Source organism: Pseudomonas reactans, from assembly GCF_013385825.1.
Classification (GTDB): Bacteria; Pseudomonadota; Gammaproteobacteria; order Pseudomonadales; family Pseudomonadaceae; genus Aquipseudomonas; species Aquipseudomonas reactans.
The window spans coordinates 126,450-142,547 of the sequence record NZ_JACAPG010000002.1 but is presented as its reverse complement, the minus strand read 5'-3'; the positions used below and the strand labels follow the sequence as shown (position 1 = coordinate 142,547).

Annotated in this window: 17 protein-coding genes; 8 read left to right on the top strand and 9 right to left on the bottom strand. The window is 60.3% G+C overall.

The features are described 5' to 3' along the window. Nucleotides 1-2: 2 nt before the first annotated feature. The 5 genes from livM to HX868_RS00680 all read left to right on the top strand — a co-directional run bounded on the left by livM (nucleotide 3) and on the right by HX868_RS00680 (nucleotide 5,503). Nucleotides 3-1,280, top strand: coding sequence for a high-affinity branched-chain amino acid ABC transporter permease LivM (gene livM, locus HX868_RS00700; RefSeq protein ID WP_016976932.1), 1,278 nt, complete (start codon nucleotides 3-5; stop codon nucleotides 1,278-1,280). Further along, nucleotides 1,277-2,152: an ABC transporter ATP-binding protein gene (locus HX868_RS00695; RefSeq protein WP_028615532.1), complete on the top strand. Its 876-nt coding sequence runs from the start codon at nucleotides 1,277-1,279 to the stop codon at nucleotides 2,150-2,152. Before livM ends, HX868_RS00695 begins: the two co-directional genes overlap by 4 nt. Beyond that, a complete protein-coding gene (locus HX868_RS00690; RefSeq protein WP_010213569.1) occupies nucleotides 2,149-2,865 on the top strand; it encodes an ABC transporter ATP-binding protein in 717 nt (238 codons plus the stop codon). Before HX868_RS00695 ends, HX868_RS00690 begins: the two co-directional genes overlap by 4 nt. A 788-nt stretch (nucleotides 2,866-3,653) precedes the next feature. After that, the gene (locus tag HX868_RS00685) at nucleotides 3,654-4,418 is read left to right on the top strand and encodes an SDR family oxidoreductase (protein WP_095014487.1); all 765 of its coding nucleotides are present in this window, start codon (nucleotides 3,654-3,656) and stop codon (nucleotides 4,416-4,418) included. Nucleotides 4,419-4,597: 179 nt separating this feature from the next. Continuing rightward, nucleotides 4,598-5,503: a cation diffusion facilitator family transporter gene (locus tag HX868_RS00680; RefSeq protein ID WP_177001571.1), complete on the top strand. Its 906-nt coding sequence runs from the start codon at nucleotides 4,598-4,600 to the stop codon at nucleotides 5,501-5,503. On the opposite strand, the gene HX868_RS00675 is transcribed toward HX868_RS00680, so the two are convergent. The 5 genes from HX868_RS00675 to ureE form a co-directional block, all read right to left on the bottom strand. After that, nucleotides 5,475-6,593, bottom strand: coding sequence for an AGE family epimerase/isomerase (locus tag HX868_RS00675; protein ID WP_177001570.1), 1,119 nt, complete (start codon nucleotides 6,591-6,593; stop codon nucleotides 5,475-5,477). The genes HX868_RS00680 and HX868_RS00675 overlap by 29 nt on opposite strands. A 170-nt stretch (nucleotides 6,594-6,763) precedes the next feature. Beyond that, nucleotides 6,764-7,336, bottom strand: coding sequence for a HupE/UreJ family protein (locus HX868_RS00670; RefSeq protein ID WP_177001569.1), 573 nt, complete (start codon nucleotides 7,334-7,336; stop codon nucleotides 6,764-6,766). 22 nt (nucleotides 7,337-7,358) lie between these two features. After that, nucleotides 7,359-7,973 (bottom strand): urease accessory protein UreG, encoded by a 615-nt coding sequence (gene ureG / locus HX868_RS00665; protein WP_010213562.1) that lies wholly within the window; start codon nucleotides 7,971-7,973, stop codon nucleotides 7,359-7,361. 12 nt (nucleotides 7,974-7,985) lie between these two features. After that, nucleotides 7,986-8,660, bottom strand: coding sequence for an urease accessory UreF family protein (locus tag HX868_RS00660; RefSeq protein WP_177001568.1), 675 nt, complete (start codon nucleotides 8,658-8,660; stop codon nucleotides 7,986-7,988). Continuing rightward, the gene (ureE, locus tag HX868_RS00655) at nucleotides 8,657-9,157 is read right to left on the bottom strand and encodes an urease accessory protein UreE (RefSeq protein ID WP_016976942.1); all 501 of its coding nucleotides are present in this window, start codon (nucleotides 9,155-9,157) and stop codon (nucleotides 8,657-8,659) included. Before ureE ends, HX868_RS00660 begins: the two co-directional genes overlap by 4 nt. Nucleotides 9,158-9,434: 277 nt before the next feature. On the opposite strand from ureE, the gene HX868_RS00650 reads away from it, so the two are divergent. Next, nucleotides 9,435-9,932 (top strand): C40 family peptidase, encoded by a 498-nt coding sequence (locus HX868_RS00650; RefSeq protein WP_177001567.1) that lies wholly within the window; start codon nucleotides 9,435-9,437, stop codon nucleotides 9,930-9,932. A 5-nt stretch (nucleotides 9,933-9,937) separates the two neighbouring features. Here the strand turns inward: HX868_RS00650 and HX868_RS00645 are convergent, their stop codons facing one another. Both HX868_RS00645 and HX868_RS00640 read right to left on the bottom strand, forming a co-directional pair. After that, nucleotides 9,938-10,570, bottom strand: coding sequence for a TetR family transcriptional regulator (locus HX868_RS00645; RefSeq protein ID WP_025857330.1), 633 nt, complete (start codon nucleotides 10,568-10,570; stop codon nucleotides 9,938-9,940). Between the two features lie 151 nt (nucleotides 10,571-10,721). Then, nucleotides 10,722-11,174, bottom strand: coding sequence for a hypothetical protein (locus HX868_RS00640; RefSeq protein WP_177001566.1), 453 nt, complete (start codon nucleotides 11,172-11,174; stop codon nucleotides 10,722-10,724). 359 nt (nucleotides 11,175-11,533) lie between these two features. On the opposite strand from HX868_RS00640, the gene HX868_RS00635 reads away from it, so the two are divergent. Next, entirely contained in the window at nucleotides 11,534-13,603 is a 2,070-nt protein-coding gene (locus HX868_RS00635) for an AsmA family protein (RefSeq protein WP_177001565.1), read from the top strand. A 110-nt stretch (nucleotides 13,604-13,713) separates the two neighbouring features. Here HX868_RS00635 and HX868_RS00630 read toward each other — a convergent pair whose 3' ends face one another. Beyond that, nucleotides 13,714-14,244, bottom strand: a complete 531-nt coding sequence (locus HX868_RS00630; RefSeq protein WP_177001564.1) for a ferritin-like domain-containing protein — start codon at nucleotides 14,242-14,244, stop codon at nucleotides 13,714-13,716. 98 nt (nucleotides 14,245-14,342) lie between these two features. Next, complete coding sequence (locus HX868_RS00625; RefSeq protein ID WP_177001563.1) at nucleotides 14,343-15,242, bottom strand: LysR substrate-binding domain-containing protein; 900 nt, start codon at nucleotides 15,240-15,242, stop codon at nucleotides 14,343-14,345. A 135-nt stretch (nucleotides 15,243-15,377) separates the two neighbouring features. On the opposite strand from HX868_RS00625, the gene HX868_RS00620 reads away from it, so the two are divergent. Continuing rightward, on the top strand, nucleotides 15,378-16,019 hold the full coding sequence (locus tag HX868_RS00620; RefSeq protein ID WP_095014495.1) for an FMN-dependent NADH-azoreductase: 642 nt from the start codon (nucleotides 15,378-15,380) through the stop codon (nucleotides 16,017-16,019). Nucleotides 16,020-16,098 lie beyond the last annotated feature (79 nt).

Genomic DNA, 16,098 nt, shown 5'->3' with positions numbered 1-16,098 from the left:
ACATGTCTGCTGCCAAACCCATCGATATCAAGAAAAGTGTGGTCGATACAGTCCTCGCCGGGCTGATTTCACTGGTCGTGTTCGGTCCGATCGTCGGCGTGGTCCTCGACGGCTACAGCTTCAACCTGGAACCGGCCCGCGTGGCCCTGTTGGTGGCCATCGTGATGGTCGGCCGCTTTGCCATGAGCCTGTTCCTGCAAACCCCCAAGGGCCTGAAGATCCTGCAGGGCTTCGAGAGCACCGGCTCTGGCGTGCACGTGCTGGCGCCGGACTACAAGTCGCGGCTGCGCTGGATCATCCCGGCACTGATCGTGATCGCCATCGTGTTCCCGATCTTCGCCAACAAGTACCTACTCACCGTGGTGATCCTCGGCCTGATCTATGTGTTGCTCGGCCTGGGCCTCAACATCGTGGTCGGCCTGGCGGGCCTGCTCGACCTGGGTTACGTGGCGTTCTACGCCATCGGCGCCTACGGCCTGGCATTGGGTTATCAATACCTCGGCCTGGGTTTCTGGACGGTGCTGCCACTGGCGGCCATCGCGGCGGCGCTGGCGGGGTGCATACTCGGGTTCCCGGTGCTACGAATGCACGGTGACTATTTGGCCATCGTGACCCTGGGCTTTGGTGAAATCATCCGTCTGGTGCTCAACAACTGGCTGTCGTTTACCGGCGGACCCAACGGCATGCCGGTGCCATCGCCGACCTTCCTCGGCCTGGAGTTCGGCAAGCGCGCGAAGGATGGCGGGGTGCCCTTCCATGAGTTCTTCGGCATCGACTACAACCCCAACATCAAATTCCTGTTCATCTACATCGTGCTGTTCCTGGTGGTGCTGGCCGTGCTGTACATCAAGCATCGCCTGACCCGCATGCCGGTCGGCCGCGCCTGGGAAGCCTTGCGCGAAGATGAGATCGCCTGCCGTTCCATGGGGCTGAACCATGTGTTGGTCAAACTTTCGGCGTTCACCATCGGTGCATCGACGGCGGGTTTGGCTGGCGTGTTCTTTGCCAGCTACCAGGGCTTCGTCAACCCGTCGTCGTTTACCTTCTTTGAGTCAGCGCTGATCCTGGCCATCGTGGTGTTGGGCGGCATGGGCTCGACGGTGGGCGTGGTGATCGCGGCGTTTGTTCTGACGGTCGCGCCTGAACTGCTGCGTAGCTTCTCTGAATACCGCGTGTTGCTGTTCGGCGTGTTGATGGTGGTGATGATGATCTGGCGACCACGCGGCTTGATCCGCATCAGCCGTACCGGTGTGACACCACGTAAAGGAGTGGCGCCATGAGCAAGGAAGTCGTCCTCTCCGTGGAACACCTGATGATGCACTTCGGCGGCATCAAGGCCCTGAGCGATGTGAGCCTCAAGGTCGAACGTAACTCGATCTTCGCCTTGATCGGCCCCAACGGCGCCGGCAAGACCACGGTGTTCAACTGCCTCACCGGCTTCTACAAAGCCAGCGGCGGCAAGATCCAACTCAACCTTCGCGGCAAGCAGACCGACGTGATCCAGTTGCTCGGCGAGCGCTTCCAGCCCACCGACTTTGTGTCGCCCAAAAGCTTCCTCAGCCGGGTGTACTACAAGATGTTCGGCGGCACCCACCTGGTGAACCGCGCCGGCCTGGCGCGGACGTTCCAGAACATTCGCCTGTTCAAGGAAATGTCGGTGGTGGAAAACCTGCTGGTGGCCCAGCACATGTGGGTCAACCGCAACATGCTCGCGGGTATCCTCAATACCAAGGGCTACCGCAAGGCTGAAAGCGACGCCCTCGACCACGCTTTCTACTGGTTGGAAGTGGTGGACCTGGTCGACTGCGCCAACCGCCTGGCCGGCGAACTCTCTTACGGCCAGCAGCGCCGCCTGGAGATCGCCCGTGCCATGTGCACCCGGCCGCAGATCATCTGCCTGGATGAACCGGCTGCGGGCCTCAACCCCCAGGAAACCGAAGCCCTCAGCGCGATGATTCGCCTGCTGCGCGACGAACACGACCTGACGGTGGTGCTGATCGAACACGACATGGGCATGGTGATGAGTATTTCCGACCACATCGTGGTGCTGGACCACGGCAACGTGATCGCCGAGGGCGGGCCGGACGCGATCCGCAACGACCCGAAAGTGATTGCCGCCTACCTGGGCGCCGACGAAGAGGAGTTGGTATGAGTGCACCTATCCTCGAAATGAAGGACCTGGATGTGTATTACGGCCCCATCCAGGCCCTGAAAAAAGTCTCGCTGCACATCAATGAGGGTGAAACCGTCAGCCTGATTGGCTCCAACGGCGCGGGCAAATCCACGTTGCTGATGTCGATCTTCGGCCAGCCACGTGCCGAGTCGGGGCAGATTCTCTACAACGGTGTCGACATTACCCACAAGTCGTCGCACTACATCGCGTCCAACGGCATCGCGCAGTCGCCGGAAGGCCGGCGGGTGTTCCCCGACATGACCGTCGAGGAAAACCTGTTGATGGGCACCATCCCCATTGGCGACAAGTTTGCTCAGGAAGACATGCAGCGCATGTTCGAGCTGTTCCCACGGCTCAAGGAGCGACGTAACCAGCGCGCCATGACCATGTCCGGCGGCGAGCAGCAAATGCTCGCCATCGCCCGCGCGCTGATGAGTCGGCCCAAGCTGTTGCTGCTGGACGAGCCGAGCCTGGGCCTGGCGCCGATTGTGGTGAAGCAGATCTTCTCGACGTTGCGCGAGTTGGCCTCCACCGGGATGACCATCTTCCTGGTGGAGCAGAATGCCAACCACGCCCTGCGCTTGTCGGACCGCGCGTATGTGATGGTCAACGGTGAGATTCGCCTGACGGGCACCGGCAAGGAATTGCTGGTGAACGAGGAAGTGCGCAACGCCTACCTCGGTGGGCATTGATCTAAATAACCTGTAGGAGCGAGCTTGCTCGCGAAGAGCGTCAACGATAATGCGGGCATCCTGGATGGCCGCAGTATTCTTGAGTTCTTCGCGAGCAAGCTCGCTCCTACAGTTGTTTTTGGGGGGGCTCACACCGCTTTCTCCAAATTGTGGAAAACAAATCCAGCCTCCCTCCAAAGCGCGACATATAGCCGCCGCAAATCCCTGTTTTGTCACAGTTTTGACTTGTCCCCATCCGCTGTGGAACCGGCTGTGGGTAACGTGGGAGTAGCTGGCTGGAAGCCAATGAATCCGGGGCTTGCAGCGCGGCGGTTGTTTTTTGATCAGGCGGTTTTTGGTCGCCGGTCCAAGCCGTTGTCAACCTGTTTAAAGACACAGGTATATGACCGAAATATGTCCCGCCAGCCTGTGGATAAGTCTGTGATTAAACTCTGGAAAGACCGCCGCAGAGGCCGGAATGACTGGCCTGGAGCCATCGTTCTGATTTTCCGCTTACCGAAGGGCCTACATACGGCCTGGCCAAGGTCAAGCAAAAAACTTTCTAAAACTGCCTGCAGCCCTTGTGTATAGGGGCCTGAAGCATTTTGTACTTGCCCCCAAAGTCTGTGGGCGCAGTTGTGGATAACCTGCGCGCATATAGCTGCAGGCCACGTTCCGTATGGCTTTGAGAGATCTGATTAAAAAGTGACCAGTCATGTATCAAGTTGTGTGCTTAGCGGTTGCCGCCATCGCGGCGTACGGGCATTCTGCTGGCTGATTTTTTCCCCGATGCCCGCAAGGAGAACACCATGTCCGACACGCTGTTTATTACTGGCGCAACCTCAGGTTTCGGCGAAGCCTGCGCCCGTCGCTTTGCCGAAGCCGGCTGGAAACTGGTGCTCACCGGCCGTCGTGCCGACCGCCTGAATGCGCTGGTCGAAGAGCTTTCCAAGCAGACTGAAGTGCATGGCCTGGTCGTGGATGTGCGGGACCGCAAAGGCATGGAAGATGCCATCGCCAACCTGCCGCCGTCGTTTGCCAAATTGCGTGGGCTGATCAACAACGCCGGCCTGGCCGTGGGCACCGACCCTGCGCCCAAGTGCAGCCTCGACGATTGGGAAACCATGGTCGACACCAACATCAAGGGCCTGCTGACCACCACCAACCTGCTGCTGCCACGCCTGATCGCTCACGGTCGTGGTGCGGGCATCATCAACCTGGGGTCCATCGCGGGTAATTATCCGTATCCGGGCAGCCACGTGTATGGCGGTTCCAAGGCGTTCGTTAAGCAGTTCTCGCTGAACCTGCGCTGCGACCTGCAAGGCACGGGCGTGCGCGTGACCAACATCGAACCGGGCCTGTGTGAGAGCGAGTTCTCGCTGGTGCGCTTCGGCGGTGACCAGGCGCGGTATGACGCGACTTATGCGGGTGCCGAGCCGATCCAGCCGCAGGATATTGCCGATACGATCTTCTGGGTCATGAACACGCCGGCGCATGTGAACATCAATCGGTTGGAGCTGATGCCGGTGAGCCAGACCTGGGCTGGGTTTGCTATCGAGCGTGGGGCGAAGTAAGGCTATAGACCGAGTTGCTACTATCGCCGGCAAGCCGGCTCCTACAGAAGAACGCTGTGAACCTGTAGGAGCCGGCTTGCCGGCGAGGCGGCAAATCGGCCAAAACACGACATAAGGTACACTCCACCCGGTAAAACCCCTCCGCACCGTGCGGATTTAAGGTTTTGACGGGAGGAAATGTGAGTAACCGAGGTGAGCAGGCACTGCTCAAACAATCGACCATCCTGATGTTCGCCGTCGCGATCGCCGGGATTGTCACGGGTGTGATTTCTGGCGCCCAATCCATTCTGTTCGACGGCTTTTTCTCGCTGATCGCCACCGCCATCAAGGTGTTGATGCTGATCACGGCCAAGCTGATCGCAAAGAAAAGCAACGAGCGTTTCCAGTTCGGCTATTGGCACCTGGAGCCGATGGTGTTGCTGATCGAAGGCAGTTTCCTGTTGCTGATCGCCATCTATGCGTTCCTCAACGGCGTGTTCGGCATTATCAATGGCGGCCGTGAGATCGAGTTGGGGCTGGTGATCATCTACGCGGCGGTGTTTACCGTCGTCGAGTTCGCCTACTTCTTTTACGTGCGTTATCGCAATCGCCGCCTGAAATCATCGCTGATCCAGTTCGACAACATCAGTTGGCTGGTGGACGCGATGCTGTCGGTGGGCTTGCTGATCAGCTTCCTGGCGGCGCTGTTGCTCAAGTCCCAGGGCTACGGCGAGTGGGCGGTGTATGTCGACCCATTGATCCTGATCCTGCTGGCCCTGAGCATGCTGGCACCGGCGTTCAAGATCCTGCGCCCGGCCTTGCGCGAGGTGCTGGGAATTGCGCCGGACCAGTTGGACGACAAAGTGCGCGAAGTGATGGAAGCGGCGCAGGCCAAGCATGGTTTCGACGACTACGTGTCGTACGTGCAAAAGCACGGGCGGGCGCGGTTTATCGAGATTCATGTGGTGTTGCCGGCGGATTACCCGGTGGATAACGTCGCGACGCTGGACGGGCTGCGCGAAGAGATATCCACAGGGCTCGGCACGCCGGATGCGGCGCGCTGGCTGACGATCAGCTTTACCGGAGATCGCAAGTGGATTGCATAAGGCCCAGGTAACAGGTGGCCAAGTGATACGGCGTGGTCGACGGCATGTCCCGTCGGCTTACGGCGCCCTTGGCATCCAGGCATTCATTCCAGCCTTTTGCATGCAGAAAGTGCTGTTGCAGCGCCAGCAATTGGCGTTGCAGCACCGCTTCGCTGTCCGGTCGCAAGGTCAGTGCCCGCAGGTATTCGGCCTGGGCCCAGATACGTTGGGTGCCGTCACGCACGGTGCCGTCCAGCGCGAGCGTGCCGCTGACCGCACCACTGAGGTTATCCACACCTTTGAGTTCTGCGTAGGCAAAAGCCCGGGTCAGGGACGCATGCAGCGGCGTACCGCGCAGCACATCCGAAGACTCCAGCAAAAAGAACCATTCGAACTGGTGCCCCGGTTCAAACCAGTTATCCACAGCACCCAGCGGTTTTTCCATCATCACGCCGTGCTGGCGGTCGATGAAGCGCTGCTGCATGGCCGTCGCCAACCCCAGCAGGGCGGCTTGCACGTTGGCATCCTCACGCACCGCGAGGGTGGCGAGGAAACCTTCGGCCAGGTGCATCAGCGGGTTTTGCAGTGGGCCCGACTTCAGTGACGACCAGTTGCGCTCCAACACGGCTTCGTACAGACCGTCGTCTGTGGAGAACCGCTCTGCGACCACTTCCAGGGCGGCATTGAGCACCGACTCCACCAACGGCTCACTTACTTTGGCCCAGTAATGGGCGCAGGCAAAGATGATGAAGGCGTGGGTGTAGAGGTCTTTGCGCTTGTCCAGCGGCTGGCCGGACGGGTCGATGCTGTAGAACCAGCCGCCATGCTCGGCGTCGTGGAAGTGCCGTTGCAGGGAGCGGAACAGTGCCGCTGCGCGTTCTTCGGCAAAGGCCGCGCCGGGTTCGCCGATCAGGCTGGCAAACAGGTACAACTGCCGGGCGCAGGCCATCGCGCGGTAGCGTTGCGGGGGCAGTGGGTGATGGTCGGCGTCCAACGCCTCATAGGGCAATGCCAGGTCGGCATTCCAGCCCGGGCCTTGCCAGAGCGGCACGATCAGGCTGTGGAAGTGCGTAAGCACGGTGTTCAAGGAGGGTTGGGAAGCGCTGGGCATTGGCTGGCGTCGTCACGGCAGGGGTGTAGGCGCGCATGGTATCAGGCTTGGGTTCTGTGGTGTCTGGTCGACTGCTATCGCCGGCAAGCCGGCTCCTACACAGGATGACCTCTCGATCATAGGTAGGAGCCGGCTTGCCGGCGATGAGGCCCTTACAAACGCCGCGAATATCAGCCCGCGAGCAACCAGACCCCAGTCGCCGCCGAAGCCGCCCCCGCAACCCGCACCAACGGCGCGGCCGCAGCTGGCAGGAAGCGCACCACGGCATAACCCGCAGCGTGCAGCACCGCCGTTGCACCGACAAAACCTGCGGCATACGCCCACGGGCTGGACATGTCCGGCAGCTCCAGGCCATGCGCCACACCATGGAACAGCGCGAATAAGGCCGTGGCCCCCACCGCCATGAACAACGGCGGACGCACCGCCAGCGCCACCGCCAGGCCCAGGGCCAGCACCGACGCGGCAATCCCGCTTTCCAGCGCCGGCAACGCCAGGCCTTCAAAACCCAGCACGCCGCCAATCAGCATGGTGCCGACAAAGGTGCACGGCAACGCCCAACGCGCGGCGCCTTTTTGTTGGGCGGCCCACAAGCCGACCGCGACCATCGCCAGCAAGTGGTCGATGCCCCCCAGAGGATGGCTGATACCGGCCACCAGGCCGTTGTCGCCATGGCCCGGGTGAGCGAAGGCCAGGGCAGGGGCCAGCAGCAGGGCGGCGGCGGTGAAGAGTTTCTTGAGGCTCATGGACAGGTTCCTTATGGGTTGATCAGGCGGCGGTCAGCAGGCCTTGGCGTTCGATGAAGGCGACGATGTCCTCCAGGCCGACACCGGTTTTCTGGTTGCTGAACACAAAGGGTTTGCCGTTGCGCATGCGGGTGGTGTCGCTGTTCATCAGCTCCAGCGACGCGCCGACCAAGGGCGCCAGGTCGATCTTGTTGATCACCAGCAGGTCGGACTTGCAGATGCCAGGCCCGCCCTTGCGCGGCAGCTTGTCGCCAGCCGACACATCGATCACGTAGATGGTCAGGTCCGACAACTCCGGGCTGAAGGTGGCCGAGAGGTTATCGCCGCCGGATTCCACCAGGATCAGGTCCAGGCCGGGGAAGCGGCGGTTGAGCTGGTCGACAGCTTCCAGGTTGATCGAGGCGTCTTCGCGGATCGCGGTGTGCGGGCAGCCGCCGGTTTCTACGCCGATGATGCGTTCCGGCGCGAGGGCCTGGTTGCGCACCAGGAAGTCGGCGTCTTCGCGGGTGTAGATGTCGTTGGTGACCACCGCGAGGTTGTAGCGATCACGCAGCGCGAGGCACAGGGCCAGGGTCAGGGCCGTCTTGCCGGAGCCCACTGGGCCGCCGATGCCGACACGCAAAGGTTGTGTGTTCATGAGTGTGTTCTCCTAGGAACGAAACAGGCGGCTGTACTGGCGCTCGTGGGCCATGCAGGCCAAGGACAGGCCAAACGCGGCGCTGCCGAAATGGTGGGGTTCGATGCGGCTGGCGTCCTGCTGGGCTTGTTGCAGCAACGGCAGCAGTTCACTGGTCAGGCGTTGGGCTGCTTGTTGGCCCAGGGGCAGGGTTTTCATCAGCACGGCCAATTGGTTTTCCAGCCAGCTCCACAGCCAGGCGGCGAGGGCGTCGGCGGGGCTGATGCCCCAGGCGCGTGCTGCCAGGGCCCAGCCCACAGCCAGATGCGGTTCTGCGCACTCTTGAAGGAAGGTGCGGGCAGCTTCATCCAGTTCCGGCAGGCCGTTGAGCAGTTGTTGCAGGGAGTAGCCCATCTGCCGGCTCTCTTGGTACAGCTCGCGGGTCTCACGGCTGGCGCGGTGTTCTTCGCACAGCTGGGCCAGGCGCGGCCAATCGGCCTCACAGGCTGCTTGGCAATGGGCGAGCAGCACCGGCGCTTCGAAGCGCGCCAGGTTGAGCAGCAACTGATCGCTGATCCAGCGTCGCGCACTGACAGCGTCGTTGACGCGACCGTTCTCCACCGCCATTTCCAGACCCTGGGAATAGCTGTAGCCACCAATCGGCAATTGCGGACTGGCCAGACGCAGCAGCGCCCAGGCTGGGTTCACAGGCGCACGCCGAACTGGTGCAGCTTGGGCGGGTAGTTGAAATCTTCATCGCCATGGCGCGAATGATGATGCCCGCCGCCGTAGGCGCCATGTTCCGGCTGGAACGGCGCTTCGATGGTCTGCGTCTGCGCGCCCAGCTGTTCGAGCATGGCCTTGAGTACATAGTCATCGAGCAGGCGTAGCCAGCCATCGCCCACCTGCAACGCCACGTGGCGGTTACCCAGGTGATACGCCGCGCGCGTCAGTTCAAATGCGCTGCTGCAGGTGACATGCAGCAGTTGTTCAGGCCGGGCGCACACGCGTACGACTCGACCGTCTTCAGCCTGTAGGAATTCGCCATCGTGCAGCGGCGGCTGGCCGCGCTCCAGGAAAAGGCCGACGTCTTCACCGTCGGCACTGAAACAGCGCAGGCGGCTTTTGCTGCGGGCTTCGAAGTTCAGCAGCAACTCGGCGGCCCAGAGGGCTTGGGGGGCGATTCGACGGTGGATCACCAGCATCAGGAAGCTTCCAGCTATGAGCGATGAAACAGCTAGAGCAAGGGGCTTGCCAATCTCGATAGGGAGTAGGAATTGCCTGTAGGCAATGGTGGTAATGCCACTAAACAGGGCGAAGAAGAATTCCGGATATGCGCCAAAGTGGTGCGCAATGTTGCGTGTTGCACGCGTGCTGGGCGTTTTCGGATTTTCCCTACAGGGTATGAGGAATCGGCGTTCATCACCTTACCCGCGAGATGATTAGTCTGTGCGCCGTGTTTAATTCACTGCGACGTTCATCATGTTCAAATCATTTTGTTGCCTGGTCATTGTCAGTCTGTCTTTCGTCCTTTCATCGGCTTCTGCCAATCTGAAGCCCCCGCCGTCTTTCAGCGCTTCGCTGGCGCCAGCGTCTATCGAGGATGTGGTAGACCGCGCCCACGAATTGCTGGGTACGCCTTACAAATGGGGCGGCACCTCGGCGGATCAGGGGTTCGATTGCAGCAGTCTGCTGGTCTATCTGTTCAAGACCGAGGCCAATATCAAGATACCGCGCACCACCGCCGCCATGCACCGTTCCACGGCTCCGACCATCAAGCGCAACGCACTCAAGCCCGGCGATGCGGTGTTTTTCAAGGCAAACGGGCGCGGCCAAGTCAGCCATGTGGGGCTTTATATAGGCCAAGGCAAATTCATTCATTCGCCACGTACGGGCAAGAACATCCGTATTGATTCGTTGAGCAACAGCTACTGGAACAAGAACTACACCACGGCCAAGCGTTTTCACTCGGCGGGGTGATTGCATTATTCGGTACTGCCCAGCCCTTGCCAGTGCTTCAAACCGATAAAGATAAAGCGCAATTGCTGGGTGATCTTCGCCTGGGGCGTGAGGTGGTCAGGCAGGGCCTGGGCCGGTGGGTCGATGATGTCGGGGAGGGTGGCGAACACACTTTTGACGATCAGGTCGGCCATCACATGCAGGCCCTCTGCATCCAGGTGCTGCAGTTTTGGCATGAACGTCAGGTCGGCCGCCAGGTCGCGGGTGATGTCTTCACGTAGCGCACCGATGGCCTGGCGCACGGCCAGGCAGCCGCCGTATTGCTCGCGGGCCAGGAACAGGAATTGCGAACGGTTGGCCGAGACCACATCGAGAAAGATCCGCACCGAGGCATCGATAATGCCGCCCATCACGAATTCGTTATGGCGCACCAGGCGGATGGTGGCGCGGAAGGTCTGGCCGACTTCACTCACCAACACGAGCCCCAACTGGTCCATGTCGGCAAAATGCCGATAGAAACCGGTGGGCACGATACCGGCGGTCTTCGCCACTTCACGCAGGCTCAGGCTGCCAAACCCACGGCCACACTCCATCAAATGGCGGGCTGCGTCCATCAGGGCGAGGCGGGTCTGTTGCTTCTGTTCGGCGCGGGGCAGCATTGGCGGGCGGGCTTTGTTGGCAAGTACAGCGACGCACTCTAGCAAAACAGGTCTGTTGACGTCGAACTTGGCAGGGGACGGGCGTGACGCGATCTACAGGAAAGCAAAAGCCCGATCGACAGATCGGGCTTTTTTCTCGGCCACCACGGGGTTAGCTCTGTGCTTGATGCAGTTCTTGCAGACGGTCAGCACCGCCTTCAGCAACGCCTTCGGTGTAGGCGCGTTTGTTGGCTTGTTCAGCACCGCCTTCGACCAGACCTTTCTGTTCCAGACGATCACGGCCACCTTCGGCAACAGCGTTGCGTTCCATCAGGCGATCAGCACCACCTTCAACCAGGCCTTTCTGTTCCAGGCGGTTGCGGCCGTTTTCGGTCAGGCCTTCGGTGTAAGCGCGTTTGTTGGCTTGTTCCGAACCATTTTCGGCCACAGCGCCTTTAGCGTAGTCACGGTTCTCTTCTTCTTGCGAACCGCTGCGAGCGACGGTCTGGCTGAAAGGAACGGCGTCAGCTTTGACTTGTGGAGTAGCTTGTTCGGCGGCTGGCAGGGCAAAGGCACTGGAAGCCAGGATGGATAACAGGGCGGTAGCGAGTAATTGGCGTTTCATGATGGGTTGCTCCTTGGGAGGGCGATAAAGTGGGTACAGGGCTAATGCTACTCTCGATAAGTCGATATAAAAGTTCATAAACACAATGGTAATAATCAACAGAATTGATTGTTCTAGGCGGAGGCTCTAGATCGGGCCTCTCAAGCACGCGGTTTTGCACTGGTGTGGGTATTTTCGACACGCGCGCGGGTAACAATGGTGCGCCGTGGTAGGAGGAATCTGTCGAAGTGGTCAGAAATTGAGGTTTTTCCAGGCAAATCGGGGATCGGGTTAAACCCCAAGGCGGTTTGCCAGTCGTAGTTCTATAAGCTGTCCTTAAAGGCTGTCACCCAGCCAGTCGTATTCAGGAGTCCTGTGCAATGACGCGCACTCGTAAAATCGTCGCTTGGAGCTGCGCCAGCTTCGTTGTGTTAATCGCCGTGGTGGTGTTGGTCCTGGTGTTCTTTGACTGGAACCGCATCAAGCCGCCCCTCAATGCCAAGGTCTCCGAAGAATTGCATCGACCGTTTGCCATCAACGGCAACCTGGCGGTGGTGTGGGCGCGTGAGCCCGATGAAGGCGGCTGGCGCGCTTGGGTGCCGTGGCCGCATGTGATTGCCGAAGACCTGACCCTGGGCAACCCGGACTGGTCGAAAAACCCGCAAATGGTCACCCTCAAGAAGGTGGAGCTGCGCATTTCGCCCCTGGCGTTGCTGGTGCAGCGCGTGGTGATCCCGCGTATCGACCTCACCGAGCCGAGCGCGCAGTTGCAGCGCCTGGCCGATGGCCGCGCCAACTGGACCTTTAAGTTCGACCCCAAAGACCCGAACGCCGAACCTTCCAACTGGGTGGTGGATATCGGCGCCATTGGTTTCGACAAAGGCCACGTGACCCTCGACGACCAAACCCTCAAGACCCAACTGGATGTGATCATCGACCCGTTGGGCAAACCCATCCCGTTCGGCGAAATCGTCGGCGACGTCGATGCCAAGAAGGCCCTGGAGAAAGGTTCCGCACCCCAGGATTATGCGTTCGGCCTCAAGGTCAAAGGCCAGTATCACGGCCAGAAACTCGACGGCAGCGGCAAGATCGGTGGCCTGCTGGCCCTGCAGGACGCGGCCAAACCGTTCCCGCTGCAAGCCCAGGTCAAGATTGCCGACACCAGCATCGCCCTGGCCGGCACCCTGACCGACCCGCTGAACCTGGGCGCGCTCGACCTGCGTCTGAAACTCGCCGGTTCCAGCCTGGGCAATCTCTATCCCCTGACTGGCGTGACCCTGCCGGATTCGCCGGCCTACTCCACCGATGGTCATCTGGTCGCCAAGCTGCACGAAGCCAATGGCGCGTCCTTTCGCTATGACAACTTCAACGGCAAGATCGGCAACAGCGATATTCACGGCAACCTGGCCTACGTCGCCAGCCAGCCACGGCCCAAGCTCAGCGGCGCGCTGGTCTCCAACCAACTGCTGATGACCGACCTCGCACCGCTGATTGGCGCCGACTCCAACGCCAAACAAAAAGCCCGTGGCGGCGACAGCAAACAGCCGGCGACCAAAGTGTTGCCGGTGGAAGAATTTCGCACCGAGCGTTGGCGCGTCATGGATGCCGACGTGGAATTCACCGGCAAGCGCATCGTGCACAGTGCCGATCTGCCGTTTACCGACCTCTACACCCACCTGGTTCTGAATGACGGCGTACTGAGCCTCGAACCCCTGCGTTTCGGTGTGGCCGGCGGCAAGCTGGATGCGCAGATTCGTTTGAATGGCCGCATCACGCCAATGGAAGGTCGCGCCAAACTCACCGCGCGCAACTTCAAGCTCAAGCAGTTGTTTCCGACCTTCGAACCGATGAAAACCAGCTTTGGTGAGCTCAATGGCGATGCCGACATTTCCGGACGCGGTAACTCTGTGGCGGCGCTGTTGGGCACCTCCAACGGTGACCTGAAGATGCTGATCAACGACGGCGCCATCAGCCGTGGCCTGATGGAAATCGCCGGGCTCAACGTGGGCAACTATGTGGTCGGTCGCCTGTTTGGTGACAAGGAAGTGAAGATCAACTGCGCGGCGGCGGACTTTGGCATCAAGACAGGCCTGGCGACCACGCGGTTGTTTGTGTTCGATACCGAGAACGCCATCATCTACATCGATGGCACGGCGAACATGGCCACTGAGCAGTTGGATCTCACCATCACCCCGGAATCGAAAGGCTTCCGCCTGTTCTCCTTGCGCTCACCGCTGTACGTCAACGGGCCGTTCATCAAACCCAATGCGGGTGTGAAAGCCATTCCGCTGGCGCTACGGGGGGCGGGCATGGTGGCGCTGGGTGTAATTGCCGGGCCGGCGGCCGGGTTGCTGGCATTGGTTGCGCCGAGTGGTGGTGAGCCGAATGAATGTGCGCCGTTATTGCAGCAGATGAAGGAAGGCAAGGCGCCGAAAACCGTAAAAGGTTGATCGGCCACAAAAATGTAGGAGCCGGCTTGCCGGCGATGAGGGCCTTGAACTCTGTCGAGATCGTGAGGCCAGCATCGCCGGCAAGCCGGCTCCTACAGGGTATTGCGGTGTTACAGGCTTTCTAGGATATCCGCCATATCGTCGGCGTGCTCTTCTTCCTGGGCCAGGATTTCTTCAAACAGGCGGCGCGTGGTCGGGTCTTTATCGCCAATGTACTGGATGATTTCACGGTAGCTGTCCACGGCAATCCGCTCGGCAACCAAGTCTTCGTAGACCATTTCCTTGAGGTCTTTGCCGGCCACGTATTGGGCGTGGGAGTTCTTGGTCAGCAGGTCCGGGTTGAACTCCGGCTCACCGCCCAGTTGCACAATGCGTTCGGCGAGTTTGTCCGCGTGTTCGGCTTCCTGGGTGGCGTGTTCGAGGAATTCCTCGGCGGCGACGGATGCCTTGATACCGCTGGCCATGAAGTAGTGGCGCTTGTAGCGCAGCACGCAGACCAACTCGGTGGCCAGAGACGCGTTGAGCAGGCGGATGATTTCTTCGCGGTCGGCGTCATAACCTTCGGTCACTGCACCGTTTTCGACGTTCTGGCGGGCGCGGCTGCGCAGGGTCGCAACGTCAGTCAAGTTTGCTTCGGTCATCTCAATCTCCTGGTACTAATCCGGTTTTGCGCCACGCTCTGCCGGCGTGATCGCTCCAAGTTGTGAGTCCTGCGCAACACAAAAAGTTTTATCGGATTTTACAAGGCGTGACCGCAGAGCCTGACTTCCTCTTGCATCCACTGGAAAAATGCCCGTACTGGCGGATGGCGCTCGCGGCCCGGTACGCACAAAGCGCTGTAACCGGCGCCGTCCACGCTGATCAGCGGCCGGTAAGGCACCAGTAAACCTGACGCGAGACTTTCCGATACCAAAATATTGCTGGCCAGCACCAGGCCCTGACCGGCGATGGCGGCTTGTAGGGCGTAGTGCTCTTCATCGTATTCGCGCAATGCCGGCGCATCCTGCAACCAGCGTTCCCCGGCCTTTTCGCACCAGGCTTGCCAACCGAGCGCGTAGAGCTTGGAGTTGTGCCAGCGCACGCTGATCAATGTGGGGGCTTGCGTTTGCGCCAGCGCCACCTGCTCGGGGGAGCCGTATACCGCAAAACATTCGTCGAACAGGCACAGCCCATAGAGGTTGGGGTAGTCATCAAGGCTGTAGCGGATCACCAGATCGACGCTGGCATCCTGCTGCAGGTCGACTACGTCGCATTGGGTATCCAGGCGCAGGTTGATACCGGGGTGTGCGGCGTAAAAACGCCCCAGCCGTGGTACCAGCCATAAGGCGGCGAAGGCTGGCGTGGTGGATACGGTGAGGTGCCCGGCGCTGCGTTGTGGGCGCAGGGTGTCGAGGCTTTGCGCCACGTCCAGCAGGGCGCCGTGCAAACTGTGGAACAGTCGTTCACCACACTCCGTCAGGCGCACCTGGCGTGGCAGCCGTTCGAACAATGGCACCCCCAGCCAGGTTTCCAGGCTGCGGATCTGGTGGGAGACCGCTGTCGGCGTGACCGACAGTTCCTGGGCTGCTGCCTTGAAGCTGAGCAGGCGCGACGCCGATTCAAAGGTGCGCAGGGCGGTGAGTGGCAACGAGGCAAACATTCCAGCTCCATGGATGAAATAGATTCATCCAGATCAATTATTGCTCATTTGTCGGAAGTACTACGCGGCCCTAGATTTGCCGCAAGAAAGGCGGTCATCCAGGTCGTCTGAGTCTAACCCGCGAAGGTCCTACAGATGAAAAAAATGCTTGTTATTCACGCCAGCCCCCGTGGCGAACGTTCCCACTCGCGGCGTCTGGCCGAATCATTCCTCGATGTGTGGCAAGCCGCCAACCCGGACGCGCAGATCACACGGCGCGAAGTAGGCCGAGCGTCCATTCCCCACGTCAGCGAAGCCTTCGTGGCAGCGAATTTCTACCCCGAGCCGCAATCCATGCCCAAGGTGATGAAGGCTGACCTGCAACTGAGCGATGAGCTGGTCGGCGAGTTGATCGACCACGAAATCCTGGTGATTTCCATGCCCCTGTACAACTTCGGTGTGCCCAGCGGCCTCAAGGCCTGGATTGATCAGATCGTGCGTATGGGCCTTACCTTTGACATCACCCAGGACAGTCAGGGCATCGCGCAGTACCAGCCTTTGCTCCAGGGTAAGCGTGCGCTGATCATCACCAGCCGGGGCGGTAATGGCTTTGGTCCGGGTGGCGAGTTTGAATGGATGAACCATGCCGACCCGCACTTGCGTACGGTACTGGGTTATATCGGTATCGACGACGTCCGGGTGATTGCTGCCGAGGGTGAAGAGTCGGACAAGAGTGTGTTCCAGCGTGCCTATGCAGAAGCCGAACGCCAGTTGCACGACCTGGCTGGGCATTTCTGAAAACACCCGGATGTCACGGGGCGGTCACGTTGATTGGTCTAGGATGGACCTATCACCTTATCGCCTTGGACGCCCGCTC

Coding starts and splice junctions, on each gene's coding strand:
- HX868_RS00695 (WP_028615532.1), top strand. CDS start 1,277: ATGAGCAAGGAAGTCGTCCTCTCCGTGGAACACCTGATGATGCACTTC.
- HX868_RS00675 (WP_177001570.1), bottom strand. CDS start 6,593: ATGCCCAGCGCTTCCCAACCCTCCTTGAACACCGTGCTTACGCACTTC.
- HX868_RS00625 (WP_177001563.1), bottom strand. CDS start 15,242: ATGTTTGCCTCGTTGCCACTCACCGCCCTGCGCACCTTTGAATCGGCG.
- ureE (WP_016976942.1), bottom strand. CDS start 9,157: ATGCTGGTGATCCACCGTCGAATCGCCCCCCAAGCCCTCTGGGCCGCC.
- HX868_RS00670 (WP_177001569.1), bottom strand. CDS start 7,336: ATGAGCCTCAAGAAACTCTTCACCGCCGCCGCCCTGCTGCTGGCCCCT.
- HX868_RS00640 (WP_177001566.1), bottom strand. CDS start 11,174: ATGAAACGCCAATTACTCGCTACCGCCCTGTTATCCATCCTGGCTTCC.
- HX868_RS00635 (WP_177001565.1), top strand. CDS start 11,534: ATGACGCGCACTCGTAAAATCGTCGCTTGGAGCTGCGCCAGCTTCGTT.
- HX868_RS00690 (WP_010213569.1), top strand. CDS start 2,149: ATGAGTGCACCTATCCTCGAAATGAAGGACCTGGATGTGTATTACGGC.
- HX868_RS00645 (WP_025857330.1), bottom strand. CDS start 10,570: ATGCTGCCCCGCGCCGAACAGAAGCAACAGACCCGCCTCGCCCTGATG.
- ureG (WP_010213562.1), bottom strand. CDS start 7,973: ATGAACACACAACCTTTGCGTGTCGGCATCGGCGGCCCAGTGGGCTCC.
- livM (WP_016976932.1), top strand. CDS start 3: ATGTCTGCTGCCAAACCCATCGATATCAAGAAAAGTGTGGTCGATACA.
- HX868_RS00685 (WP_095014487.1), top strand. CDS start 3,654: ATGTCCGACACGCTGTTTATTACTGGCGCAACCTCAGGTTTCGGCGAA.
- HX868_RS00630 (WP_177001564.1), bottom strand. CDS start 14,244: ATGACCGAAGCAAACTTGACTGACGTTGCGACCCTGCGCAGCCGCGCC.
- HX868_RS00620 (WP_095014495.1), top strand. CDS start 15,378: ATGAAAAAAATGCTTGTTATTCACGCCAGCCCCCGTGGCGAACGTTCC.
- HX868_RS00650 (WP_177001567.1), top strand. CDS start 9,435: ATGTTCAAATCATTTTGTTGCCTGGTCATTGTCAGTCTGTCTTTCGTC.